20 protein-coding genes are annotated in these 26,236 nt (G+C 39.8%); 3 read left to right on the top strand and 17 right to left on the bottom strand.

The features are described 5' to 3' along the window. Positions 1–17: 17 nt before the first annotated feature. The 6 genes from H5115_RS13215 to queA all read right to left on the bottom strand — a co-directional run bounded on the left by H5115_RS13215 (position 18) and on the right by queA (position 6,682). Entirely contained in the window at positions 18–827 is an 810-nt protein-coding gene (locus tag H5115_RS13215) for an ABC transporter substrate-binding protein (protein WP_182755701.1), read from the bottom strand. A gap of 315 nt (positions 828–1,142) precedes the next feature. Beyond that, positions 1,143–2,090, bottom strand: a complete 948-nt coding sequence (gene secF / locus H5115_RS13210) for a protein translocase subunit SecF (protein ID WP_002957828.1) — start codon at positions 2,088–2,090, stop codon at positions 1,143–1,145. A 9-nt stretch (positions 2,091–2,099) separates the two neighbouring features. Beyond that, complete coding sequence (gene secD / locus H5115_RS13205; RefSeq protein WP_182755699.1) at positions 2,100–3,959, bottom strand: protein translocase subunit SecD; 1,860 nt, start codon at positions 3,957–3,959, stop codon at positions 2,100–2,102. 19 nt (positions 3,960–3,978) lie between these two features. Beyond that, entirely contained in the window at positions 3,979–4,314 is a 336-nt protein-coding gene (gene yajC / locus H5115_RS13200; RefSeq protein ID WP_002957830.1) for a preprotein translocase subunit YajC, read from the bottom strand. A gap of 25 nt (positions 4,315–4,339) precedes the next feature. Then, on the bottom strand, positions 4,340–5,467 hold the full coding sequence (gene tgt / locus H5115_RS13195) for a tRNA guanosine(34) transglycosylase Tgt (protein WP_182755697.1): 1,128 nt from the start codon (positions 5,465–5,467) through the stop codon (positions 4,340–4,342). Between the two features lie 183 nt (positions 5,468–5,650). Continuing rightward, the gene (gene queA / locus H5115_RS13190; RefSeq protein WP_182755695.1) at positions 5,651–6,682 is read right to left on the bottom strand and encodes a tRNA preQ1(34) S-adenosylmethionine ribosyltransferase-isomerase QueA; all 1,032 of its coding nucleotides are present in this window, start codon (positions 6,680–6,682) and stop codon (positions 5,651–5,653) included. Between the two features lie 186 nt (positions 6,683–6,868). Between queA and H5115_RS13185 the strand changes: the two genes are divergently transcribed. Together H5115_RS13185 and H5115_RS13180 are read left to right on the top strand one after the other, a co-directional pair. Beyond that, on the top strand, positions 6,869–9,400 hold the full coding sequence (locus H5115_RS13185) for an EAL domain-containing protein (protein WP_182755693.1): 2,532 nt from the start codon (positions 6,869–6,871) through the stop codon (positions 9,398–9,400). Between the two features lie 191 nt (positions 9,401–9,591). Continuing rightward, entirely contained in the window at positions 9,592–9,804 is a 213-nt protein-coding gene (locus H5115_RS13180; protein ID WP_002957835.1) for a hypothetical protein, read from the top strand. A gap of 18 nt (positions 9,805–9,822) precedes the next feature. On the opposite strand, the gene H5115_RS13175 is transcribed toward H5115_RS13180, so the two are convergent. From H5115_RS13175 to H5115_RS13145, 7 genes are all read right to left on the bottom strand, one after another. Continuing rightward, positions 9,823–10,749 (bottom strand): hydrogen peroxide-inducible genes activator, encoded by a 927-nt coding sequence (locus tag H5115_RS13175; RefSeq protein WP_002957836.1) that lies wholly within the window; start codon positions 10,747–10,749, stop codon positions 9,823–9,825. An 82-nt stretch (positions 10,750–10,831) separates the two neighbouring features. Then, positions 10,832–12,100 carry an inorganic phosphate transporter gene (locus H5115_RS13170; RefSeq protein ID WP_024597536.1) on the bottom strand — a complete coding sequence of 423 codons (1,269 nt, stop codon included), beginning with the start codon at positions 12,098–12,100 and terminating at the stop codon, positions 10,832–10,834. Between the two features lie 39 nt (positions 12,101–12,139). Continuing rightward, positions 12,140–12,817, bottom strand: coding sequence for a TIGR00153 family protein (locus H5115_RS13165; RefSeq protein WP_002957838.1), 678 nt, complete (start codon positions 12,815–12,817; stop codon positions 12,140–12,142). 150 nt (positions 12,818–12,967) lie between these two features. Then, the gene (gene phoU, locus H5115_RS13160) at positions 12,968–13,669 is read right to left on the bottom strand and encodes a phosphate signaling complex protein PhoU (RefSeq protein ID WP_007586465.1); all 702 of its coding nucleotides are present in this window, start codon (positions 13,667–13,669) and stop codon (positions 12,968–12,970) included. A 46-nt stretch (positions 13,670–13,715) separates the two neighbouring features. After that, positions 13,716–14,543, bottom strand: coding sequence for a phosphate ABC transporter ATP-binding protein PstB (gene pstB / locus H5115_RS13155; RefSeq protein WP_002957840.1), 828 nt, complete (start codon positions 14,541–14,543; stop codon positions 13,716–13,718). Between the two features lie 27 nt (positions 14,544–14,570). Next, complete coding sequence (gene pstA / locus H5115_RS13150; protein WP_002957841.1) at positions 14,571–16,220, bottom strand: phosphate ABC transporter permease PstA; 1,650 nt, start codon at positions 16,218–16,220, stop codon at positions 14,571–14,573. A gap of 15 nt (positions 16,221–16,235) precedes the next feature. Beyond that, positions 16,236–18,470 carry an ABC transporter permease subunit gene (locus H5115_RS13145; RefSeq protein WP_024605596.1) on the bottom strand — a complete coding sequence of 745 codons (2,235 nt, stop codon included), beginning with the start codon at positions 18,468–18,470 and terminating at the stop codon, positions 16,236–16,238. A gap of 380 nt (positions 18,471–18,850) precedes the next feature. Between H5115_RS13145 and H5115_RS13140 the strand changes: the two genes are divergently transcribed. After that, complete coding sequence (locus H5115_RS13140; protein WP_182755691.1) at positions 18,851–19,357, top strand: glycine cleavage system protein R; 507 nt, start codon at positions 18,851–18,853, stop codon at positions 19,355–19,357. Between the two features lie 135 nt (positions 19,358–19,492). Here H5115_RS13140 and H5115_RS13135 read toward each other — a convergent pair whose 3' ends face one another. The 4 genes from H5115_RS13135 to H5115_RS13120 all read right to left on the bottom strand — a co-directional run bounded on the left by H5115_RS13135 (position 19,493) and on the right by H5115_RS13120 (position 26,223). Next, positions 19,493–19,948, bottom strand: a complete 456-nt coding sequence (locus H5115_RS13135) for a hypothetical protein (RefSeq protein ID WP_002957844.1) — start codon at positions 19,946–19,948, stop codon at positions 19,493–19,495. A gap of 200 nt (positions 19,949–20,148) precedes the next feature. Next, positions 20,149–23,268, bottom strand: a complete 3,120-nt coding sequence (locus H5115_RS13130) for an efflux RND transporter permease subunit (RefSeq protein ID WP_182755689.1) — start codon at positions 23,266–23,268, stop codon at positions 20,149–20,151. An 8-nt stretch (positions 23,269–23,276) separates the two neighbouring features. Beyond that, positions 23,277–24,857 (bottom strand): efflux RND transporter periplasmic adaptor subunit, encoded by a 1,581-nt coding sequence (locus H5115_RS13125; protein ID WP_182755687.1) that lies wholly within the window; start codon positions 24,855–24,857, stop codon positions 23,277–23,279. Beyond that, positions 24,847–26,223 (bottom strand): TolC family protein, encoded by a 1,377-nt coding sequence (locus tag H5115_RS13120; protein WP_182755686.1) that lies wholly within the window; start codon positions 26,221–26,223, stop codon positions 24,847–24,849. The genes H5115_RS13125 and H5115_RS13120 overlap by 11 nt, the downstream gene beginning before the upstream one ends. Between the last annotated feature and the right edge of the window lie 13 nt (positions 26,224–26,236).

The following is a 26,236-nucleotide window of genomic DNA, read 5'->3' as shown; positions in this document are numbered from 1 at the left end:
GGCTCCTTTTTTTGTGCTTAAAAATAAGGGTTATCTAGCTTCAGTTCTACTGTTTTACCTTTTTCGTAAGGTAACGAGTTTAAATCTTTTGCGAAATATTCATCAAATAAAGCATCAAACTCGCCATTTTTTTGCATTATCTCAAGCCCTTTTTTAATTGCCACTGCAAGCTCTGGCTTACTATTTGATACAAAATAATAAAACCCTGTTGGATAACTCATATATAAATTAGGTACTATTACTAGGTTACTTTGTTTATTTGCCGCTAGCTCTGAATTAACCTCGATAAATGAACGTGGGAAGTAATCAATACGCCCTGCACTTGTTAAGGCAAACATAGCCTGATAATTTGCAAACGGCCTTATATGCAGGCCATTAAACGCCATTATTTTTGTATCAGGCCAATCATGACCTTGCACCGCAGAAAGCCTACCTAGCTGATCTAAGCTAGTAATACCTTTAAATCTAGCAATGCTGTTCTTACTTGTTAATAGCGCCCTCTTACCTATGTAGCCTTTAAATAATGGGATTTTAATCGCAATAGCTAAAGACTCTCTTTCGGGGCTGCTCATACTCCAGTATAAATCTAAATTTTTTGTATCGAGCGCTATTAAAGTACGTTGTTGATGGGGATGAATTAAAACGGGGTTAATTTCTGCAGGGTATTGTGCGCTCACCAATGCTTTTTCTAATAGTTCGTTAAGGTAGTCGTCACGAGCATATTGCACACGCTGCTCCTGCGCTATATTTACGATATTTACCTCACTCGCTAAAGCGCTGCATACAAACAAACTTACTACGTTAATCAAATACTTTAATGGCAACATAATTATCACCCTAGTTATTATCGGTAGTTTTAACAGTTATTATTGATAGTTTAAATTATCGCGTTATTTAAGCTAAATAACTTCCGGCGCCTAAGTATAAGGTGACGATATTATGTAACTGTACTTATTCATAACCACGCTATTAATACTTAATTTAAATACATAGTAAGACGTTACACTCATGGCGTGCTCTACAAAGTTAGCACTGTTTATTCATACTTGCACAGTAAAGCTAAAAAAATCGTGAGCAAAAATATATATTACAGGCAATAAAAAACCGCTCATTGAGCGGTTTTTAAAGTAGTTACAAAACCATTACGGCATAGCGTCTTGGTCTGCGCCTTCTTTTTCAATTACTTCTGGTATTAAATCTTCTTTGCTTACACCCATCGCTATAGCAACAGAGCTTGCAACATAAATCGAAGAATAAGTACCAATAAACACACCAAACAGTAATGCAGTTGCAAAACCATGAATAGTTTGTCCGCCCCATGCAAACAAGGCAATCAATACTAAAATAGTCGTGATTGATGTTACAAGTGTACGGTTAAGTGTTTGCGTAAGTGAAATATCAATAATTTCTATCGTATCGTCAATGCGTACCTTACGGAAGTTTTCACGTATACGGTCTGATACAACAATCGTATCATTGAGTGAATAACCAATTACCGCAAGAATTGCCGCTAATATAGTTAAATCGAACTCTAAACCTAATACCGAAAATAAACCCACAGTAATGATAACATCGTGTAGTAGTGCACCTACCGCACCTACTGCAAAGCGCCATTCAAAACGAAACGCAACGTAGATTAAGATACAAATAAGCGCAGTTAACATGGCAAGGCCACCCTGCTCTTTTAAGTCTTCACCTACACTTGGGCCTACAAACTCAATACGGCGCATTACTACGCTGTCATCTGCTTTTTTAAGTGCATCGATTACTTGGTTACCAATCACTTCAGCTTTTACATCGCTACCGCGTGGTGCCAAGCGAACTAAAATCTCTTGGCTTGAACCAAATAACTGCACTGATGCATCAGCAAAACCATTATCAGCTAGTGCATCACGTACTTTTTTAAGGTCAGCCGGTTGTGAAAAACCCACTTCTACCGCAGTACCGCCGGTAAAATCTAAACCAAAGTTTAAGCCTTTGATAAAAATTGATGCAAACGACGCTAAAATTAGTAGCGTCGAGAAACCCATAGCCACTTTTCGAAGAGACATGAAACGAAGGGTTCTACTACCCAAACTTAAAATTTGCATGTCTGCTCCTTAAATCGAAAGTTTATCAATGCGTTTACCACCAACAAATAAGTTGATTACCGCACGGGTACCAACGATGGCTGTAAACATTGAAGTTAAAATACCAATCGCAAGTGTCACTGCAAAGCCCGCAATCGGACCAGTGCCCACTGCAAACAGTATAATGGCAGCAATTAGTGTCGTGATGTTGGCATCAAATATAGTGCTAAATGCGCTATCGTAACCAAAATGAATCGCTTGTTGAGGGCTACGGCCATCGGCCAGCTCTTCACGAATACGTTCGAAAATAAGTACGTTAGCGTCAACCGCCATGCCTACCGTTAATACAATACCGGCAATACCAGGTAGCGTAAGTGTAGCGCCCGGAATTAAAGACATAACACCTACAATTAGTACTAAGTTAGCCGCAAGCGCAAGGTTTGCAACCATACCAAAACCTTTGTAGTACACAAGCATAAACACAAGTACAAACGCAAAGCCAAGTGCAACCGCAGTCATACCCGCTTCAATATTTTCTTGTCCTAAGCTTGGACCTACTGTGCGCTCTTCAACAATTTGAATTGGCGCTACAAGTGCACCAGCACGAAGTAGTAAGCTTAAGTTATGTGCTTCTGCTGGATTATCAATGCCGGTAATACGGAACGAGCGATCAAGACGAGCTTGAATCGTTGCCACGTTAATAACTTCTTCAACTTTAATAGGTGGAAGTGCTTTACCGTCTGCATCTTTTTTACCTGATGGCTTGTACTCAATAAATACCGTTGCCATACGCTTACCAATAGCACGCTTGGTAAAGGCATTCATTTTTGCCCCACCTTTGCTATCTAACGTAATACTTACTTGCGGACGTTGGTATTCATCAGCGCCAGATTGCGCGCCCGTAATATGGCTGCCCTCTAAAATAATACGCTTTTTAAGTACAACAGGGTAACCGTCGCGGCTCATGATCATTTCAGTACCCGCTGGGATACGACCTTGGGCAGCAGCACTAATATCTGCGTTTTCGTCTACTTCACGAAATTCAAGTGTTGCTGTCGCGCCTAAAATTTCTTTAGCACGTGCAGTGTCTTGAATGCCTGGTAGTTGAACAATAATACGCTCAGCGCCTTGGCGTTGTACGTTAGGCTCTGCAACACCAATTTGGTTGATACGGTTACGAATAATCGTTTCATTTTGCTTGATAGCGTAGTCACGAATCTCTTTGAGTTTTTGCTCACTCATTGTCGCAAAAAATGCTTTATCGTTACTGCTGTCATCAATGTAGACATTTAGCGGGTAGCGAGTTTCTAAAAAGCTCTCTGCCGCATTTTTGTCTTCTTCGGTACGCATTTCTACACGCATACGATCGGAGCCTGCTACGCGGCGAACACTACGATAACGTAGTTTTTCTTCGCGCAGGTCACTGCGAAAATCTTGTTCCATTTGCTCAAGCTGGTTATCAACCGCTGTTGCCATGTCGATTTCCATGGTGAAATGTACGCCACCACTTAAATCAAGACCTAGCTTCATAGGGTTACCACCAACCGCTTTTAACCAAGCTGGTTGAGCAGGTGCCATATTAATAGCAGAAATGTAGTCATTGCTCAGCGAATCACGCAGTAAGTCATGCGCTTTAAGTTGCTCTTCAACATTTTTTAAACGAACTAAAATTTGTCCATCTTCAAGTATTGTCGATTTAGCGGTTACATTATTTGTTTTAAGGATTGCGTTTACTTTGTCTACAACACTGAGATCGACATCAGCGCCTTTAGCACCTGAAACTTGTATGGCCGGATCGCGACCATACAAGTTTGGAGAGGCATATAAAAGGCCAATGGCTACCACAGCTAAAACAAGCAAATACTTCCAAACTGGAAACTTGTTTAACACGGGGTCGTCCTTATTATTTTTATAGCGACTTCATTGTGCCTTTTGGCAATACTGCAGATACTGCAGATTTTTGTACTGTAACTTCTGCTTGCTCGTTTAAAGAGATAACGATGAAATCTTTCTCTTCAGAAATTTTCACAATTTTACCCACTAAACCGCCTTGGGTAAGTACTTCATCACCTTTAGCCATCATACTCATTAAGCTTTTGTGCTCTTTAACGCGCTTAGCTTGTGGGCGGTAGATTAAAAAGTAAAAAACCAAACCGAAAATAGCTAACATTATTAGCATTTCCCAACCACCGCCTGCCGCAGGTTGACCAGCTGCTGCGTGTGCATTTGAAATAAATAAACTCATGATACTTCCTCTTTAATTTTAAAGTTTAATTTTTTATATCTGCTAACTCTGGCACATCTTGGCCTCGGAGAGCATAAAAATCTTGTACAAATTCTTCTAATTTACCTGCGCTAATTGCATTACGTAAACCTTCCATAACACGTTGATAGTAACGTAAGTTATGAATTGTGTTTAGTCGCGCACCTAAAATTTCGTTACATTTATCAAGGTGATGCAAATAAGCTCGTGAATAGTTTTTACACGTATGGCAATCACACTCAGGGTCAAGTGGCCCTGTATCTGTTTTATGCACTGCGTTACGTATTTTTACTACACCCGTGGTAATAAATAAATGGCCGTTACGCGCATTACGTGTTGGCATAACACAGTCAAACATATCAATACCACGGCGAACCGACTCAACTAAGTCTTCTGGCTTGCCTACACCCATAAGGTAACGAGGCTTGTCTTCTGGCATTTTAAACGCACAATGATCAAGGATATTCATCATTTCGTTTTTAGGCTCGCCTACTGATAGGCCGCCTAATGCATAACCGTCAAAACCAATTTCTTCAAGACCAGCTTGTGATTGTGCACGTAATTCTGGGTACATACCACCTTGGATAATACCAAATAAAGCAGATGGATTATCGCCATGCCCTTCTTTTGAGCGCTTAGCCCAACGAAGAGATAACTCCATAGAATCTTTAGCTTCTTTTTCAGTTGCTGGGTATGGCGTACACTCGTCAAAAATCATAACGATGTCTGAGCCTAAGTCGCGCTGTACTTCCATCGACTTTTCAGGCGACATCATAATTTCATCACCATTTACTGGAGATTGAAATAAAACGCCTTCTTCAGTGATTTTACGCATTGCGCCTAGGCTAAATACCTGAAAACCGCCTGAGTCAGTTAAAATTGGGAAGTCCCAATTCATAAAGTCGTGTAAATCACCATGTTGCTTGATGATCTCAGTACCTGGGCGAAGCATTAAATGAAAGGTATTACCTAAACATATTTGCGCACCAGTGGCTTTAACTTCATCTGGCGTCATACCTTTTACAGTACCGTAAGTACCAACAGGCATAAAAGCAGGTGTTTCTATTACACCACGGTCAAAAATCAAGCGGCCGCGGCGCGCTTTTCCGTCAGTACAATCTAATTCAAATTTCATATCATCCTCAATGTCGGAAAAACAGTCCAACAAGCTATAATTTAACCGCCTGATTCTACCCTTTTTGCCTCACTAATACTATTAGCTGCGATAAATTCAGTTTTGCCAATTGCCGCAAACAAAAACCCCAGCAACTAAGCTGGGGGTTTTAATATATTCTACTGAGTATTAAACAATATTTTGTTACTTACGTGTTAAAAACATCGCGTCGCCATAACTAAAAAAGCGGTACTGCTGCTCTATTGCAGTATTGTAAGCGCCCATAATATTGTCTTGCCCGCTAAATGCACTGACTAACATTATAAGCGTTGATTCTGGTAAGTGAAAATTAGTGACCATCGCATCAACTACATTAAATTGATAACCCGGAAAAATAAATATATCGGTATCACCAAAATACGTATCTAACTTGCCGCCATGAACTTTAGCAGCCGACTCTAATGAGCGAACTGAAGTTGTGCCTACCGCAATTACACGCCCACCATTTGCTTTAGTTTGCGCAACAGCTGCAACTACGTCATCAGGCACTTCTATGTACTCTGAGTGCATTACATGCTCATCAACACTATCAACTCGTACTGGCTGAAAAGTACCAGCGCCAACGTGTAGCGTAACAAAAGCCATATTTACACCTTTATCCTTCAGTGCTGCCATTAGCTTATCGTCAAAATGTAGACCTGCAGTTGGTGCTGCAACTGCACCTGGCTTTTCTCCATAAACAGTTTGATAACGCTCACGGTCAGCATCGGTATCAGGTCGGTCAATATAAGGAGGCAGTGGCATATGCCCGATATCATTAAGTATATCTAGCACGTTTTGGCTATGATCGAACTCAAGCTCAAATAAAGTATCGTGGCGTGCAACCATTATTGCCTTGGCTTTGCCTTCTAAAACAACTTCGTTACCGACCTTAAGCGACTTACTTGCTCGTACATGCGCAAGTACGCGATGCTCATCTAATACCCGCTCTACAAGTACTTCAACTTTTCCGCCTGAAGCTTTTTGACCAAACATACGTGCTGGAATAACGCGTGTATTGTTAAAGACCAATAAATCGCCTTCGTTTACTAAATCAAGTATATCGCTAAACACTTTATGCTCTAAAGTTCCGCTTGGGCCATCTAAAGTGAGTAGACGGCTGCTGGTTCTGTCCGCTTTAGGAAAACGAGCTATTAATTCATCAGGTAAGTCAAAGCTAAAGTCAGCCACGCGCATAATTAGTAATCCACATCATTTAAAATCGCGCCAAGTGTATATGTATCGGATATTAAGCTCAAGAAATCAGCCAAACTTATAATGTCTGTTTGCGTGTTTGCCATTAAATCTTCTTGTTCTTATGGTTAAATATCACTATTCTTGTTCGGCTAAATTATTATAAGTTTCATTAGGGGTGTTCAACTCGTGCCAAACCAGCTTAAATTGCTAATATTAAACGCAAGTAGTGCTGAACGCCGCGCGATTAAGGGCACTTTAGATAGCCTAAATGTATTTACCTTCATTGATGCCCAAGACAGCCAACAAGCTTTAAAGCTTTTAAAACAACACCCTGTTGATATTATAATAACGGGCATTAATGTTGGTAAAATTGATGGCTGGCGCTTTTCTAGGATGATCCGCTCAGGATTATTAAAAACGCCAAAAAACACCCCCATTTTACTTATCCCGCCAATTTACTGTGAGCGGATTGCCGAAACAACAGCCCGCAGTTATGGGATAGATGCTGTATTGCCGTTTGAGCATAAAGACATGCTCCCTCAAGTACTTGCGAATGTTTTATCTACTCACTTAGAAAAAAGTAGCCGGCTAAACTTATTATTATTAGAGCCACTTCAAAATACGGCAGACAAAATAAGTGAACAGTTAAAGTTAAACTTTGCTATCACTCATGTAACTTCAGCTAAAGCGGCACTTAACGCTTATAACCAACAGCAGTTTTCAATTGTGCTACTCGATGCTACTACATCAAGTGCAGAGAGCTCGAGTGTACTCGTTGAAGAAATCCTCCAGCACAATTCTAAACAAGCTATTGTTACAATTATAGAAAGTGACGATGCCGATTACGCTGAGCAGCTTTTGCTTTCAGGTGTTACCGACTTTATTAGAGCCCCTTACGATCCTTCATTTTTAAACAAAGTGTGTGACCACGCCGCACGACGTGAAGATTTTATGGTGAGTTATGCTGAATTTGCTTACAAAGTAGAACAATTAAGCCTGAGCGAAGTGCGTTACAAAGAGTTATTTTCAGCTCATCAGCGTATTTTATTACACTTAAATACTGTTGTTTTAGAGCTCGATCAGCAAGGTAATATTCGTTTTATTAACCCCGCATGGGAAACATTAAGCGGTTTTGGTGTTAAATCATCACTACAAAATCCATTAAGTGCTTATTGTAATAACGAAGATAAAGAAAGAGTTGACTACACTATTAACGATATTTTACACGGTGGTAAGCAACAGCAACAAATAGAAGTAAAGTTAACCCACAAAAATGGCAATTTAATTTGGGTTGAATGCAGATTGCAGCTAATAAAAAATAGCCGTAATAACGCGACCATAACCGCAACTATCGACAATATACACGAACGAAAGCAAGCTGAGATTCAACTACGTCATTTAGCACACCATGACCCATTAACTGGTTTACATAATCGTTATTACTTTGATCAACAGCTTAATAAAATATGCCAAGATAAGTACACCTATGATGCCATAGAGCATGCTGTTATTTATATTGACCTCGATCACTTTAAAATAATAAACGACAGTAAAGGCCATCATCAGGGCGATATAGTTTTAAAAGAAGTGGCGCAATTATTTAAAGCAAATATTGGCGACGATCACCTGGTATGCAGAATTGGTGGGGATGAATTTGCAGTCATACTTACCAATATGAATTTACTGGATGCACACCTTATTGCAGAAGGTGTGTGTAGTGCGATAGAAAAACATGCTTTTAAATCAGAAGATCAAATATACACTATTAGCTGCTCTATTGGCTTAACTCAAATCACGACACAAAATAACAACCCTAATGAGTGTTTAAAACAAGCCGATATTGCTTTGTATATTGCCAAAAACTTAGGGCGTAACTTAGTACATTGCTATTCAAAAGAAGATGCTCAAAACAATACACTACAAACAGGGCTTGAATGGGGCCACGAAATTCGCCAAGCACTACAGCAAGATAATATTGAACTACATTACCAACCTATTTGGGATTTTAAAGAGTGTAAAGTTGCTTATTTTGAAGCGCTTTTACGCTTAAAACTCAAAGGTGAACTCGTATACCCAAATCAGTTTATTCCCTCTTTGGAAATGCTTAACGACACATTTTTGATGGATCAATGCGTTATACGTAATGCCGTTGCTTGTGTATCTAAGCACCCAGAGTTAAACCAAGTTGCTATTAATTTGTCAGCACAATCGTTCTTAGATGAACGCTTATTGCCATTAATTGAATCAAACCTTGAAAAGTATAACGTGCCTGCTTCGCGGATAATTTTTGAGATAACTGAATCTGCGAGTATTAATAACTTAAAGGCCACTCGTAAAATGATTGAGAAGCTCAATAGCTTAGGCTGTCATTTTTCTATCGATGATTTTGGAACTGGATTTAGTACATTTAATTATTTAAAACAGCTACCAGCACAACATGTAAAAATTGATGGCTCATTTGTAAGTGATATGCTCAATGACCCTATAGATTTAGCGTTAGTAAAAGCAATAAATGATATTAGTCGGTCTCTCAATAAGCACTCTGTAGCTGAGTACGTTGAAAACGAAGAGATATTTTTTGCACTAAAAGAAATTGGTGTTGATTATGGGCAAGGCTACTTTATTGCACGTCCAATACCTGTTGAAAAAGTAAAAGATGAACTTGAAAAAATTTCTAAAAATAAAACGTTTTACCAACAACAAGCTAGCCCAAAATAAACAAAATTAAACAATTTTAATCATTTTATTACTACCAATATTACCTTTCTTGCCTATACTTTCAGCATCAAATAAAAAATGTCGTGCCTTTTTATGTATTACACTTTAAAAACATGACATTACCTTTTGGCGGCGTAGTACCGATATTTATAGTGGGTTTCAAAGCTATTTAAGCTTTTAAGGAAGAAGGTATGACACAACTAGTTATGTTATTACTGATTATACATTTTGCAATCGCGTATCAGTGTTACCGCTACGCGAATATTAAAGGCTACCCAGTTAAGGTTTTTACTGTATTAGGCTGCGTGCCTTACTTTAACTTGGTGGTATGGATTTATTTATTATTTTTACCTGAACTTGAGCCTTTTGAAAGTCATCTTCAAAATCAAAAGCAGCCTTTGTAGGCTGCTTTAGTTCACTTATTATTCTGCTTTAGAAAAATCTAAACTACATTGACGCTTTAAAAATACCTCAAGCTGTTGACTAAATAGCCTAAAGTCTCGAATTCGGCCCGTAGTTTTACGCCACAAGATACCAATATCTCTATATGCATCACTTTGTGATGGTGTAGCCACCATATTTTTATTATCTAAAATACCCGCATTAATCGCCATCTGTGGTAAAAAAGTCACCCCGAGCTGATGCTCAACCATGCTTAATAGAGTATGTAAGCTTGCAGCTTCAAATGGGTTAATACAACTGGCACGGTTTAAATGACATGCACTAAGCGCATGGCCCGTCATGCAGTGCTCGCGCTCTAATAAGAATACGCTAGCCTCTGGTAATAGGTTAAAGTCGACTACGCCCTTTGCAGCGCTGTAATCCTTATGGTGCACTAAACTAAACTGATCTTTTGCCAATACTTGTGTATGAAATTTATCTGTTTCGTACGGCAGTGCAAGTAGCGCTAAGTCAATATGCCCATGTTCAAGTTTATCCAGTAGCTTGTCACTCGTATCTTCAATTAATACCAGCTCTAAATCACAAAAGGTTTCTTTACAAAAATGATAAAGCGGAGCCGCTATAAAGCTTGCAATTGTAGGTATAACCCCCACAGTCAGCTTACCACTTAGTGGTGTTAAAAAGCTTTTTGTAAGTTCTTTTAAACTAATTGTATCGTTAATTATTTTACGAGAACGCTCAACAACTTCTTCACCAATACTGGTAAACATAAGGCTGCGATTTTCACGCTCAATTAGCTGACAGCCTAGTGTTTCTTCAAGATTTTGAATAGCGCTACTTAAAGTAGACTGTCCTATAAAGCAGGCGCTAGCGGCTCTGCCAAAGTGCTGATGTTGATGAACAGCTAATAAATACTGTAGTTGTTTAATACTTGGAAGGTTAGTCATTTTTTCTTTCCACAAATAAAAAGACCCCAACACCTAGGGCATTGAGATCTTTTCAAGCTAAAAGTCTTTGAGTACTTTTTTATTAAACCCCAAATGCGGTTCTTAGTACGTAGAAAATAACAATAGCAAGGGCAGCGCCAACTGGCAATGTAATTACCCAAGAAACTACAATGTTTCTGATAACACCCATGTTAAGCGCGCCAATTCCACGTGCCATACCTACACCTAATACCGCACCCACTAGGGTTTGAGTAGTAGAGATTGGCATACCAGTACCTGAGGCAATAACAACGGTAGAAGCAGCAGCTAGTTCAGCAGCAAAACCACGGCTAGGTGTTAAATGTGTAATACCTTCACCGATTGTTTTGATTACTTTTTTGCCTAAAATAGCAAGACCAGCAACAATACCAAAACCACCTAGAGGTAGAATCCACCAAGCAATAGCTGCTTTTTTAGCAATTTCACCATTGTTTTCAACAATGTTTACAACAGCTGCTAGTGGACCAATTGCATTAGCAACGTCATTGGAACCATGTGCAAATGCCATACAACATGCTGTTAGTACCATAAGAACAGCAAATACTTTTTCAACATTGTTGAACTGCATTTGTTTATCTGCTTTTGGATCAATATTTAAGCGAGATATGGCAATTTTACCAATCACAGCAACAACTATTGCAACACCTACTGACAGTGCATAGCCTTCAGCTGAGCCTAGGTCTATACCAACGTGCTTTAAGCCCTTTTTAATTGTAACCAATGCCATGATAAAACCTGCTAAGCCCATATAAAGAGGGACATAACGTTTAGCATTTTTTAGTGGTGCATCTGTATTAAAAATAAGTTTTTGTGCACTCATGAATATTAAGTATGCAATAAAGCCTGATATGGCAGGTGTTATAATCCAACTACCTACAATACCACCTACTTTATCCCATTGAATCGCCTCAGTACCTACTGCAACTAACGCAAAACCAATGATTGCACCAATGATTGAGTGAGTTGTAGATACAGGCCAGCCTAAGAAGGAGGCCATTAATAACCAAGCGCCGGCTGCAAATAAAGACGAAATCATACCCAGAACCATTAATTCCGGAATATCTGCAAATGGTGCTGCATCAATAATTCCTTTACGAATTGTTGATGTAACCTCACCACCTGCTAAATAGGCGCCTGCAAATTCAAAAATCATCGCTATAAAAATAGCTTGTTTGATTGTTAACGCTTTTGAACCTACAGATGTACCCATGGCGTTCGCTACGTCGTTCGCGCCAATACCATAAGCCATAAAAAAGCCGACTGCTGCGGCAATTAAAATTAATACCGTGCCGTAAGATGCAATGATATCCATTGTAAAACCTTAATCTTTCGTGTTTGAACTGATTTTAAATTAACGAGCTAACATCAGCTCAAGACGTGATCCTACGCGCTCTGCAATATCTGCAAGCTCGCCAACCCATTCAATGATTTTGTACAAAAACATAACATCAATTGGATTTAACTCACCCTCTACATCACGTAGCTGGCGGCGTACTTTTATCTGCATTTCGTCCGTGTCTTGTTCTATGGCATCCAATTCAACTAACATTTTTTCTACTAAGGTGACTTCTCGACCTTTAAAACCCGTTTCTAGCAATTCTTCTAATTCGTTAATTGCTTTAGATGCTTGTTTAGTCGCATCTACACAACGGGTTAAGTAAGCTAAGAAATCAGCTTGCATAACTTTAGGAATGGTCATTTCACGACCAATCACTCGTCCTGCAATATCTTTTGCTTTATTGGCAATTTTATCTTGTTGAGTTACTAATTCGAGAAGATCTGTACGCTCTACCGGCATGAATAAACCACGTGGCAATTGTAAGCGTATATCTCTTTTCATATCATCAGCTTCACGTTCTAAATTGCGAATAGTGATGCGAAGCTCTTCAGCTTGTACCCACTCTTCTTTAAATACGTGATTAAAAAAAGGTATCAAGGCTTTACTTGCTTGATGAACCTTCTTAATGTGTTCTTCCATTGGTTTGATAGGAGATTTTGCAAATACTCCTAAAAACGCGTTTGTAGGCATAACTGACCCTTTAATCAAATTGATATGCTTTGCAGCATGAATTTTACAGTATTAACCAAGATTGTGAACGCTTTTTATTACTTCACTAAGGCTTGCAATGCACAAAGCGGCACTAAGCCGCTTTAATAAAAAAGAAAAATAGGTAAAAAATTATAGCGATTTTTCTATATCTTCTTGAGATGTATGACGAATATCTTTGCCATTTACAAAATAAATAATGTATTCCGCAATATTTTGACAGCGATCCCCTATGCGCTCTAATGAGCGAACAGACCAAACTAAGTCCATAATTTTAGGGATTGAGCGTGGATCTTCCATCATATAAGTCATTATTTGACGTGTGATAGCTTCATATTCACGGTCAACTTTTGCATCTTCTTTATGTACTTGAAATGCGCGCTGCACATCCATACGTGCAAATGCGTCTAGTACATCATGTAACATCTTTAAAACTTGGCGGCCCATATTCTCAATATTTACTAGCAAGTCTTGTTGATCTTTAGTAAATGAGTCTAGTGCAACTTTAGCAATTCGCTCAGCTTCATCGCCAATACGTTCTAAATCTGCAATAGTTTTTGCAATTGCAATCACTAAACGTAAGTCACTTGCTGCAGGCTGACGACGAGCAATGATACGCGTACATTCTTCATCAATGCTGACTTCCATTGCATTTACTTTGTAATCGTTCTGACGTACCTTTTGAGCAAGCTCAGCATCGTTACGACTCACCGCATCAAGCGCGCTATTTAATTGCTGCTCAACTAAGCCACCCATACTCAATACATGGTTACGTACATTTTCTAGTTCTTGGTTAAAGCGCCCAGAAATATGCTTATTAATATTATGTTCCATAGTTACCTTCTCTCTTAATCTTGTACAACACGCTATAACGGGCTAATTAACCGTAACGACCGGTAATGTAATCTTCAGTCTTTTTCTTCGTTGGTGTAGTAAATAAGGTATTTGTGTCTGAGTATTCAATCAATTCGCCCATATACATAAAGGCTGTTTGATCAGATACACGCGCTGCTTGTTGCATGTTGTGTGTAACAATAACAACGGTAAATTTGTTTTTTAAATCGTTTATTAGCTCTTCGATTACCAAAGTAGAAATAGGGTCGAGTGCTGATGTTGGTTCATCAAGTAAAAGTACCTCAGGCTCAATTGCAATTGAGCGAGCTATAACTAAACGTTGTTGCTGACCACCCGATAAGCCAAACGCGCTATCGTGCAATCTATCTTTTACTTCATCCCACAAAGCAGCACCACGAAGTGATTGCTCTACTACTTCATCTAATTTACGTTTCTCTTTAATGCCTTGTAAGCGCAGGCCATAAACTACATTTTCATAAATTGATTTAGGAAATGGATTAGGGCGCTGAAACACCATGCCTACATTACGACGAAGTGCTGCTACATCTACGCTCTTATCGTAAATATTTTGACCATGGAGTAATATTTCACCTTCAATACGGCAAATATCAACCAAATCATTCATGCGATTAATACAACGCAGTAATGTTGATTTACCACACCCAGACGGCCCGATAAACGCAGTTACTTGGCCTTTAGGAATGTTCATATTAACTTTATTAAGCGCCTGCTTATCACCGTAGTAAAGATCGAGGTCTTTAATCTCTAGCGCTTTTTGATCATCCGTTAAATTTTCTAGGTCTAACTTTTGACCAATATTAGCTTGGTTTACTTGTGGAGCGACTGTAATCATTTTTGTTACCTATAAAATCTTTACTAATTAGTGTTCAAGCGATCTGAATTTTTCACGTAAATGGTTACGTATACCAATGGCCGTTATGTTTAGGGTAATAATCACCGACACCAATAAAAAGGCAGTGGCGTATACCAGCGGACGTGCCGCTTCAACATTAGGGCTTTGGAAGCCAACATCGTATATATGAAAGCCTAAGTGCATGAACTTTCTATCTAAGTGAAAATACGGGAAGTTACCATCAAGTGGTAATGTAGGGGCCATTTTTACAACGCCTACTAACATTAATGGTGCAACTTCACCTGCAGCACGCGCAACTGCCAGTATTAAACCAGTCATAATTGCAGGGCTTGCCATTGGAATAATTATGCGCCATAACGTTTCAACCTTTGTTGCGCCAAGCGCTAGTGAACCGTCACGTACGGTACTTGGAATACGAGATAAGCCCTCTTCAGTCGATACAATAACAACTGGCAAAGTTAATATAGCAAGCGTTAACGCCGACCACATTACACCTGGCGTACCAAATACTGGCGTTGGTGCCGCTTCAGGGTAAAATAATTGGTCTAAGCTACCACCTAACATGTATACAAAAAAGCCGAGGCCAAATACACCGTACACAATTGAAGGCACACCGGCCAAGTTAATCACCGCAATACGAATCATCTTAGTGACTGCATTTTTAGCGGCATACTCGTGTAAGTAAATTGCAGCAACAACACCAAACGGCGTCACTATTACAGCCATCAGCATAACCATAAACACAGTACCAAATATAGCAGGGAAAACACCGCCCTCTGTATTTGCTTCACGTGGGTCATCAGATACAAACTTACCTAGCTGCACAAAGTAGTGTCCTAGCTTTGCAAAAAAGCCCATATCATTTGGAAACCAAACATCAAGTACTTGATACATTGGAATCGTAACTACTTCACCGCGCATATCTTTTACAGTTACGTGGTCACGTTTAGCTTGTTTACGTAGTGCAAATAAATCTTTTTCAAGTACACCATACTGCGCACGTAATTCAGCACGCTCTTGAGCAAGCTCAGCAACACGTTCATCAGTGAGTGCGTTATCTAGTAAGTAGCCCTTTTCTTTTAAACGAAGACGCTCAAGCTCATAGTTAATATGCCCAATGTCACCATTTTGTAAATCAAGTGCTTCGTCGTTTAAATCCACGGCACGCTCTACAAGTTCATGTAGAGCTTCAATTTTATCGCCTTCGACTGGTTTACCATCTTTAATTACACTTTCAACATAACCATAAAAATTACCGTTTTTACTACGCTCAAATACAGCAAGCGTTGCAGGCGTTGTTTTATTTTTAATATCGGTTTCTAATATCCAACGAAAGTCTAAATCTACATACTCACGATTACCTGTTTTAATAAGTAAGCGCTCTATTTCTTCTTTTTCAAATCCGCTAACGTCAATACCTGTCGCGGCTAAACGCGTTTTTGGTACTAATTCACGGTCATAAACTTCGCCAATAACGGTTTGTTTTGAAATTGACCCTTCAAGTTCAAACTGCACAACTTCTGAAGGCCAGAAAAAACTTAATCCTTTCCAGGCTATCATTGCTAATAAGCCTAGAACTGAAATTAAACTGATGCTCACGGCACCACCGGTCATCCAAATCCAAGGAGAACCAGACTTAAACCACTGCTTTACCATGTCATGTCTCTCCGCTTACATTGAGCTATATTTTTCACGCAGTTGCTGGCGAACAAACTCAGCGACTGTGTTAAAAATGAATGTGAATATGAATAGTACAAAGGCCGCTAAGAACAATATTCTGTAATGCGAACTACCTACTTCTGACTCAGGCATTTCAACTGCAATATTTGCTGCAAGCGTACGCATACCTTGGAAGATGCTCCAATCCATAATAGGTGTATTACCCGTTGCCATAAGTACAATCATGGTTTCGCCAACGGCGCGGCCAAGTCCCATCATTACCGCAGAGAAAATACCAGGGCTTGCTGTTAGTAATACAACACGTATTAGTGTTTGCCACTGCGTTGCACCTAATGCTAATGAGCCATTTGATAAATGCTTTGGAACACTAAATACGGCGTCTTCTGCAATTGAGAATATAGTTGGAATAACTGCAAAGCCCATCGCAATACCTACAACAAGCGAGTTACGTTGATCGAATGTCATACCTAGCTCATTTGTTAAGTACTGACGTACATTGCCGTCAAACATCCAAAGCTCAACAAATTCACTCATCGCAAACGAAAACCAGCCAATAAGTAAAACGACCGGAATAAGGATAATTGAATGAGATCCTTCAGGAATTCGATGACGGATTTTGGTTGGTAATTTAGTCCAAGCTAAACCTGTCGCTAACATACCTAAAGGTAATAATATGAGTAACCCAACAATTGCAGGTAAGTGCTCTTCTATCAATGGAGCTAACCAAAGACCGGCTAAAAAACCTAAAATAACGGTTGGTAATGCTTCCATTATTTCAACAGTGGGCTTAACTACCTTACGTAATTTACTCGACATAAAGTATGCCGTGTAAATTGCCGCCGAAAGCGCAATAGGCACTGCAAATAACATCGCATAAAGGGCTGCTTTTAATGTACCAAACGAAATTGGCACTAATGAAAACTTAGATTCAAAGTCATCACTGGCTGATGTTGACTGCCATATATAACCTGGCTCTGGGTAACCTTCGTACCATACTTCTTGCCAAAGCGCTGACCAAGTGACTTCTGGATGCTCGTTATGTATTTCTAATACTGTTAGTTTGTTATCCGCCAAAATTAATGCAGCATTTGAACGCGGTGAAATTGCAAAGTTTTGTATTGCGCCTTCACTTACTTTACCTTGCCATAATTTTGCTTCGCTTGTTGTGTAGTACACCCCAAGCTCACCGTTACTGCTAGTCGTAAAAAAAGTACGACGGTAGAACTCTGTAAATACATTTAATTTACTTTGCTTAGTCGTTTCAAATGAACGTATTTTTTGATATTCGCGGCCAGTGTCAGTGTTAACTTCAAACCACTGCGAAACTTCGCCGTTATCATTGGCAAGCATTAATGAGTTTGCACCTGCTAGTAATTGTGCAGATACAATATTGGCATTTTCTTCGTTAGCTGAAAGTAACTGAATTTGCTCTACATCACTTGGGTCACGTGTATCGTATACGTAAACCTGATTAGCAGAACGTACAAAAGTACGAGTTGTATCTGGAGACATTAATAGCTCATCTACACGCCCTTCAACATCTAGCTCTGTGCGCTCAACAACCCACTCAACTTCGCCAGTAAACATATTCTCTTCAGCAACAAAACTGCTAAAAAGCACCCGTTTGTCTTCTGTAAGTGCGACAACGGCTGTTCTGTCTTCATAGTGGCTAAATGCAAAGCGTTTAATAGCTGAGCCTTGTTCATCTACTTCCAGAGCCATTTCCCCAAGAGGAAAGTCTAAACGAGGCGTTAATTTACGCTCGTTATTAGGAAAGGTGACCAAAAATTTAGGTGCTACGACCATTACAGTGCCATCTTTTAAACCAAACGCATAATGCCCTTGAAAAGGCGCGCTAGTTGCAAAGCTTGTTGCATCACTTGGTAGCTCGGCGTTTAATGTTTTAAGCTTTTTACCAAAGCTGCCATCTTGCACACTGTAAAAATCAACCTGCCCTTGCTGACTGAGTAAATAAGCAACTTCAGTTTGCTCTTCTACACCTAGGCCTGCTATTTGCTGCGAATTAGCGACCTGAAAGCTATCGCGTTTTTCTACTTTTGCTGATTCAAAAATTGGCTGTACTACATAAAGAAGGTAAAAGAATATTAATAGCAGTGCTACCAATACCATTATCCCACCTGCGGTTATACCAAATTTGGCAAACCGATCTTTAAATAGACGGCTTCGATCCGTATTAAAAGTCGGTTTATTCGGATTTGAAGTCATCAAAACACCCTTAAATCTTAACGTTGTATAAATTATATTTCATCAAGATGACAGTAATGTTACAGCAGTAATAATAAGCACGTTAAAACGGTTCTAAATAAAACTAGCAAAGAAAATCGCTAAATAAGTCTCATATAGATGATTTTTAAGTGAACTAAATTATAAAATAATTGGACAAAGCATTTATCGAGGTCAATACTAAAAGAGTACTTACTAAAAAAAGAATGACTATTAATACCGCGTATAGTCAACACAACCACATTTATTTTTATTACTTTAAAATCAACGTTTTATAAAGAGTACAACAACACAATTTAGATTAGACAATACACTTAATGCCTATGCATTTACTTTCTTTGGGCTTAAAAAGAGAATTATTTATGAAGCAGTTGGTTATAACTATTTTAGGGCAAGATCGCCCTGGTTTAGTAGAGAGTATCTCATCCATCGTGTTACAAAATCATGGCAACTGGCTAAGCAGTAACTTAAGCCATTTATTAGGTCATTTTGCAGGTATTATTCAACTTGAAGTTGCTGAGGAACACTTTCAATCATTACAAAGCGCTTTAAATAAGTTACCTAAGTTAGACGTTCGAATTGAAACCGGAAACACAGAAATTGAACCATCAACATTAGAACAAATCAATCTGGTTATTACAGGTAACGATCGCCCAGGTATTGTTCAAGAGTTGGCGAGTGTAATACGCCACAAAGGCGCTAACATTACTCATTTAAATTCAAGGCAGCAAAGTGCGCCTAATTGGGGGGTGCCTATTTTTAGTGCTGTGGCTACCGTTACTTTACCCAATGGTATGAATAAAGATGAAGTCATTGAAGCATTGGAATCAATAACAAGTGATTTAATTGTAGATACAGAAGAAGTTTGACATCCCTAGGTGCGTGCCACACGTTGACACGCATATTATTCTAGCAGTTTATCAAAGCCCTCTGCGGGTTATTTAACGCAGACATAAAATAAGCCGATGCAAGCATCGGCTATTTTAAATGGTTATCTTATAAAGCTACATATCCATATGACGATTCGTACTTTGCATCATTTGCTTTATACCTTGCTTTTCCAGCTCTAGTATTTGTTGCAGCTTTTCTTGGCCACTTTGAGTTTCAGCGCGCTCAAGTAAGTATTCGTATAATTCAATTACCTTTTGATGCTGCTCTGATAAGTAAGCTTGAATAACTTTCTCATCAAATTGCTGATCTTTACTAATGTCTTCGAAAGTAATTAGCTCAGGATTTTTAGCAAAGTATTCATAACAGTACGTATCGAGCGTATTTATTTCGGTTATCGCTTTAAACCCGACTAAATCTTCAGCGAGTTTTTTTTCGTAATTTAGGTAGTAGTCCACCAGCATTGCATTATGTTCATCGAGTAAATCCTTTACGCTATGAAAATTAGCCGCCATTTGCGTATGAAACAAAACGGTCCAATCGTATACCTCTTTAATTGTTTTAACTTGCATGTGCATTCCTTACTTAGTTGACTGTATAGGTACTACACTGCGTAAAGCGTGCCAATTAAAAAACCATTTAAAAACAGAATGTTAATTTCAAAATGGATATTAGTTAGCAATTTAATAGAATAACTTACAAATTATAGGTAATTTTTATAGAGCAATGCGTGAGTAGTAACCGCACTGCTCTATCGTCTTGTTGCTTTATATTATCTAAGTCCTTGTTTGCGCCACAGTAGGTAAACCGCAGGAATAACAAGTAAGGTGAGTACAATTGCACTGCCCATACCGCCAACCATAGGTGCAGCTATTCGACTCATTACTTCGCTTCCGGTGCCTGTGCCATACAGCACAGGTAGCAAACCAATAATAATTGTCGCGACAGTCATCATAACCGGGCGTACTCGAAGCCCTGCACCTTCAATAATAGCTTGCTGTAATTGCACTAAACTAAGTGGCTTATCTGCCTGCTCTGCTTCGATGCATTTTTCTTGATAGGCCTGGTTTAAATACACCAACATAATGACCCCAATTTCTACCGCTACCCCAGCTAAGGCAATAAAGCCCACACCTACTGCAACTGAAAAGTTAAAGCCCTCTAAATACATTAGCCATACGCCACCAATCATTGCCAGTGGCAACGTAGCCATAATAATAGTGACCTCAGCAAAGCTTCTAAAATTAAGATAAAGCAACACAATAATAATCGCTAATGTAAGTGGTAATACATAAGTCAGTTTGTCTTTAGCGCGCTGCATGTATTCATACTGCCCAGCCCACGTAATTGAGTAGCCAGCTGGTAGTATTAGGTCTTTATCGAGCACTTGCTGAGCGTGCTCGACATAAGTACCAATATCAACGCCATCTATATCAATAAAACTCCAACCGTTTAAACGTGCATTTTCGCTTTTTATACCAGGCGGTCCATCTTCAATAAATACAGCAGCTACATCACCAAGTGCTATACGCTGCCCTGTAGGCGTTACAATAGGTAACAACATTAGCTCTTCTGGCGAGTCTCTGTATGCTTGCGGATAACGTAAATTAACAGGGTAGCGCTCTTGCCCTTCAACGGTTTTAGTTACGTTTGTACCACCTATTGCAGTAGATACAACTTGCTGTACGTCGCTAATGTTTAAGCTATAACGCGCCGCTTTTTCACGATTTATATCTACTTTTATATAACGCCCACCAGCTACTCGCTCTGAATAAACCGATGCGGTGCCTTGTAGATCTTTTAAAAGCACTTCTATTTGTTGACCAATTTTTTGAATTTCACTCAACTTTGGTCCCGCAACTTTAATGCCCACGGGAGTTTTAATACCGGTTGCGAGCATATCAATACGTGTTTTAATTGGCATTACCCACGCATTCGTCAACCCCGGAAACTTAACCAAACCGTCGAGTTCTTTTTTAAGTTTTTCAAGGGTCATACCATCGCGCCATTCATCTTTTGGTTTTAACTGAATAAACGTCTCTATCATTGTAAGCGGCGCAGGATCTGTTGCAGTTTCTGCTCGCCCAACTTTACCAAATACTGTTTTAACCTCGGGTACTGTGGCAATTAGCTTGTCGGTTTGCTGTAGTATTTCGCGCGCTTTACCTACCGATAAACCAGGATACGTTGTGGGCATATACATTAAGTCGCCCTCATCAAGTGGCGGAATAAATTCACTGCCTATTTTGTTTACCGGGTAAAAGCCAATAACAGAAACAACCACCGCGAATACCAATGTCATTTTTGGAAATTTAAGCACCCAGTTAAGTAGTGGGCGATACGCTGCGACGAGTAATCGGTTAACTGGATTTTTTTGCTCCGAAATAACTTTACCTCTAATAAAGTAACCCATTAATACCGGCACTAAGGTAATCGCAAGCCCAGCAGACGCCGCCATAGCATAGGTTTTAGTGTAAGCCAGTGGCGCAAACATACGTCCTTCTTGCGCTTCTAAAATAAATACCGGCATAAAGCTGACGGTAATAATTAATAAACTAAAAAATAATGCAGGACCCACTTCACTCGCCGATTTAGCCACAACTTCCCAGCGGTTTTCGTTGGTAAGTGGCGTTTTTTCCATATGTTTGTGCATATTTTCAATCATGACGATAGCGCCGTCGGTCATTGCGCCTATCGCTATTGCAATTCCCCCTAAAGACATAATATTGGCGTTAATCCCCTGCCAATACATAATTATAAATGCCGTTAAAATGCCAAGCGGTAACGTAATAATTGCCACCAATGATGAGCGCACATGAAACAAAAACACCACACACACTAAAGCAACTACAATCAGCTCTTCAATTAGCTTACTTGTTAGATTATCTACCGCGTTATTTATTAAGTTGGAGCGATCGTACACAGGGACTATTTCAACGCCCTCTGGCAATCCCTTTTTAAGCGATTCTAATTTTGCTTTTACCAGCTCAATGGTTTTTTGTGCATTTTCGCCATAGCGCATAATAACGATGCCGCCGGTTACTTCGCCTTCGCCATTAAGCTCTGCAATACCACGGCGCATTTGCGGCCCGACTCTAATATCGGCTACATCACGCAATTGCAGCGCAGTACCATTAGCGTTTACACCAAGCGGAATAGCTTCTAGGTCAGCAACACTTTTAATGTAGCCTGTGCTTGTTACCATGTATTCAGCTTCAGCCATTTCAACTACCGAGGCGCCCATCTCTTGGTTGCCTTGTTGAATCGCCGTTTGAATAAGGCTAAGCGGGATACCATATGCACGTAATTTATCAGGCTCTACATTGACTTGGTATTGCTTAACCATGCCACCAACAGCAGCCACTTCAGATACACCGGGCACAGTTTGTAGCTCAAACTTTAAAAACCAATCTTGTAAGCTTCGTAGCTGACTAATATCGTGTTTATTTGTTTTATCAATTAGTGCGTATAAGTAAATCCAACCTACGCCTGTTGCATCAGGGCCAAGCTCTGCCGTAGCGCTATCGGGCAATCGGTTTGCTGCTTGGCTTAGGTATTCTTGTACTCGGCTACGCGCCCAATACAAATCAGTTTTTTCATCAAAAATAACGTAAACGTACGAGTCACCAAAAAACGAAAAACCCCTTACAGTTTGTGCACCCGGCACAGAAAGCATTGCTGTGGTGAGAGGAAATGTGACTTGGTCTTGCACTACTTGCGGCGCTTGCCCCGGATAAGTAGTTTTTATAATGACCTGAACATCAGATAAGTCAGGCAAGGCATCCACGGGCGTATTTTTTATCGCAAACAACCCTCCACCCAGTAAAATTAATGTAAGCAACAACACAAAAAAGCGATTGCTAACGGACCAGCGAATAATGGCAGTTATCATAATGGCTCCTAGTGAGAACTATGTTGCATAGGTTGCATAGGTTGCATAGGTTGCATAGTAGAATGATCAATCAGCTCTGCGTTTTGCGCTTTAGTAATTACAAATTCATCGTTAATAATGCTAAAAGTAAAATTAATATACTGGGCATTTTCAAACTGACTAATATCAATATCTGGCGCTAATACAAAGTCCATTGTGGCGGGTTCTCGATTCCATTTTTCAATGGCTTCTCGGCTAATATTAATAATGCGGTTTTGTGTATCTATGGCGTTAATAGTGCCGTTAACCGTGGCGCTTTGTGGCTGCATATCCATGTTCATATTAAAGCCTGAACCAGAATCCGAACTCATACCTGAGCTAATACTAGAACTAGGTATTTCCATTCGTTTAAAGTCGGAGCTCTTACTCGATTCAGAGTCTATTAAAAATTGCGCTGAGGTCACTACCGTGTCACCTGTCGTCACACCTGACAAAATGACCGCTTCATTACTATTAATTTGCCCAACTTCGACTTCTACCGATTTAAAACGACCCTCACCTAATGCAATAACCACACGGTTTTGATGCTGCGTGCGAATTACCGCTTCTTTAGGAACTATAAATTGCGCTTCACTCGCTTTAGCGTGAATGCTCACTTGTGCAAACATATTTGGTTTTAACCGATGATCTGCATTTTCAAACCTAAGCCTTACACGCAGCGTCCGGTTTTTAGCATCAAGCGCGGGGTAAATGTAATCAACTTTACCTTCCCACTTTTGTCCTTTTAAGTAATCAAGCGTCATCGTTACAGGTAAACCAACGCTCACTTGTTCTGATTGGCGCTCGAACACTTCTGCCTCTACCCAAATCTCATCAAGCTGAGCAATACTCATCATTGATGTGCCTGGTTTAACGTAAAAGCCTTCTCGTACTGTTAGCTCATCTACCACACCACTTTGCTTTGCGTAAAAAGTAATATTTTGCATTATCTTTTTATTTTTTTGTAAACGCTCGATAAATCCATCTGACACATTTAACGACTCTAAACGTGCCTTTGCAGCGCGAATTAACACGGTATTATTACGATTAACCGCCAATAAAAACTCTTCCTGTGCATTCACCAATTGTGGTGAATACAATGTATATAAAGGCTCACCGGCTTTAACTTGTGCACCTTGCGCTTTAACGTATAAGCTTTCAATCCAGCCTTCTACACGCGGATGAATGTGAATAAGTTGGTCTTGGTTATATTGCACATAACCCACAGTATTTATATCGCTGTGAAGTGTTTTAAGCTGCACTTTGGCAGTTCTTACACCCAAGTTATTAACTACTGCAGGCGAAATAGTTACAGCACCTGGTCCATCCTGAACGTTGCTATCGTTTTCATATACAGGGACTAAATCCATTCCCATTGGCGACAGCCCTGGCGCGTCACGCCTGTAATTACTATCCATAGGGGCTACCCAATATAGGGGCTGTTTTTCAGCACTTTGCTGTTCATGCATTACCGAGTTGCTAGGTAAAAACTGCATTACTAAGGCGCCAATTAACGCAAATGCGCCCGCGCCAACTAAGGCGGCAACAAGTAACTTTAAATTAGTATTCATTGTGTAATTCTCCAGTTTGCTCGCTCATTACTTGGGGGTCTAAGCTACTTGCATAATAATTAAGGCGGGCGGTAATAATATGTTGATCTACTTGAATATTCAGTGCATCAATTTTGGCGTTAAGCTCACTAATACGCGCGCGCATCACGTCAGAAAAATCCCCATCGTCGCGCGTATAAGCATTTAATGTTGCTTGAGATTGCTCTGACATTTGCGGTAATAACGTATTTTGATAAAGCGCATCGCGTTTTTGCAAACGAGCGAGTTGGCTAAACTCCTTAAAGTACATGCCTTTGAGTTTTTGAAGCGCCACCAGCTTTTGTGTTTTAGTAGCTTCTGCACTGGCAATAGCCGATTTAACCTGTTGATCTTGTCTGTTATCAGTAAACAATGGCAAATCAATGCTAAATCCTACTGAAAGTAAATCAGCTCGCGACTCCCCCATAGGCGTATCATCTCGGTAACCATAACCTACATTAACGCCCATTTGAGGTTTGTAACTTTGCTTGGCGAGTGCAACTTCGGTTTGCTTTGCGGTGACGGCTTTTTCTATCGCAATAATTGCGGGATGCACCATAAGCAACTGTATGAGCTCATCAAATTCAAGGCTCGCAAAATCAACAAGCCCTGTTGTTTTAGTAAACTCGATGTGTAAAGGCTGCATAAGCATATTCATAGGTAACCACTGTGCTAAACGGTTTTTAGCACTTTCAAATTGCTGCTCAAGCATAACCAACTTATCTTCAAGGCGAGTGAGCTCTAATTGCGCACGAATAATATCTTGCTGGCGTGTTTTACCTAAGGTACTTGCGTAGCTTGCTTCGGTAATTTCAATAAGCTGAGTAAATAGCCCTTTATCTTGCTCAATTAAAGCAATACTTCGCTGAGCACGATACGCGTTTAACCACGACTCAATCACAATTGCTTTTACTTGTGCTAAGCGATCGGCGCGCTGCCAAGGGTATTGTTGAGCAGACTGAGCTAATGCCTTTTGTTTAAGCGCTAAACTATTCCCTCGGCTAAACTTTTGGCTCAAATCGACTTTAAGCTGCGTCATCCCTTCTTGATCAAACGCATAACCGTTAGTAGGTAAGTTAAGTAAGCCAACCGTTAAAACAGGATCGGGTAAGGTGCCTGCGGCAATACTTTGTGCTATTGCGGCATCTTCTTGGTAGCCACTCGCTTTTAGCCATGGATCATGCGTTAGTGCATAATTAAGCGCTTGCGTTAAGCTAAGCGTTTGCTCATTGCGGGCTTGCTTTAGCGTATCGATATTTAGGTTATTTGAATTGTTTTGCGCATCAACAGCTGTGCTAAAAAACACAACACTACATAATACGGCTTTAATACTTACAGCGTGGTTCATCACCTGCTCCATC

It is taken from the genome of Pseudoalteromonas sp. SR44-2 (assembly GCF_014163745.1).
Lineage (GTDB): Bacteria > Pseudomonadota > Gammaproteobacteria > Enterobacterales > Alteromonadaceae > Pseudoalteromonas > Pseudoalteromonas distincta.
The sequence above is the reverse complement of the archived record's forward strand: the minus strand, read 5'-3'. Positions and strand labels throughout refer to the sequence as shown.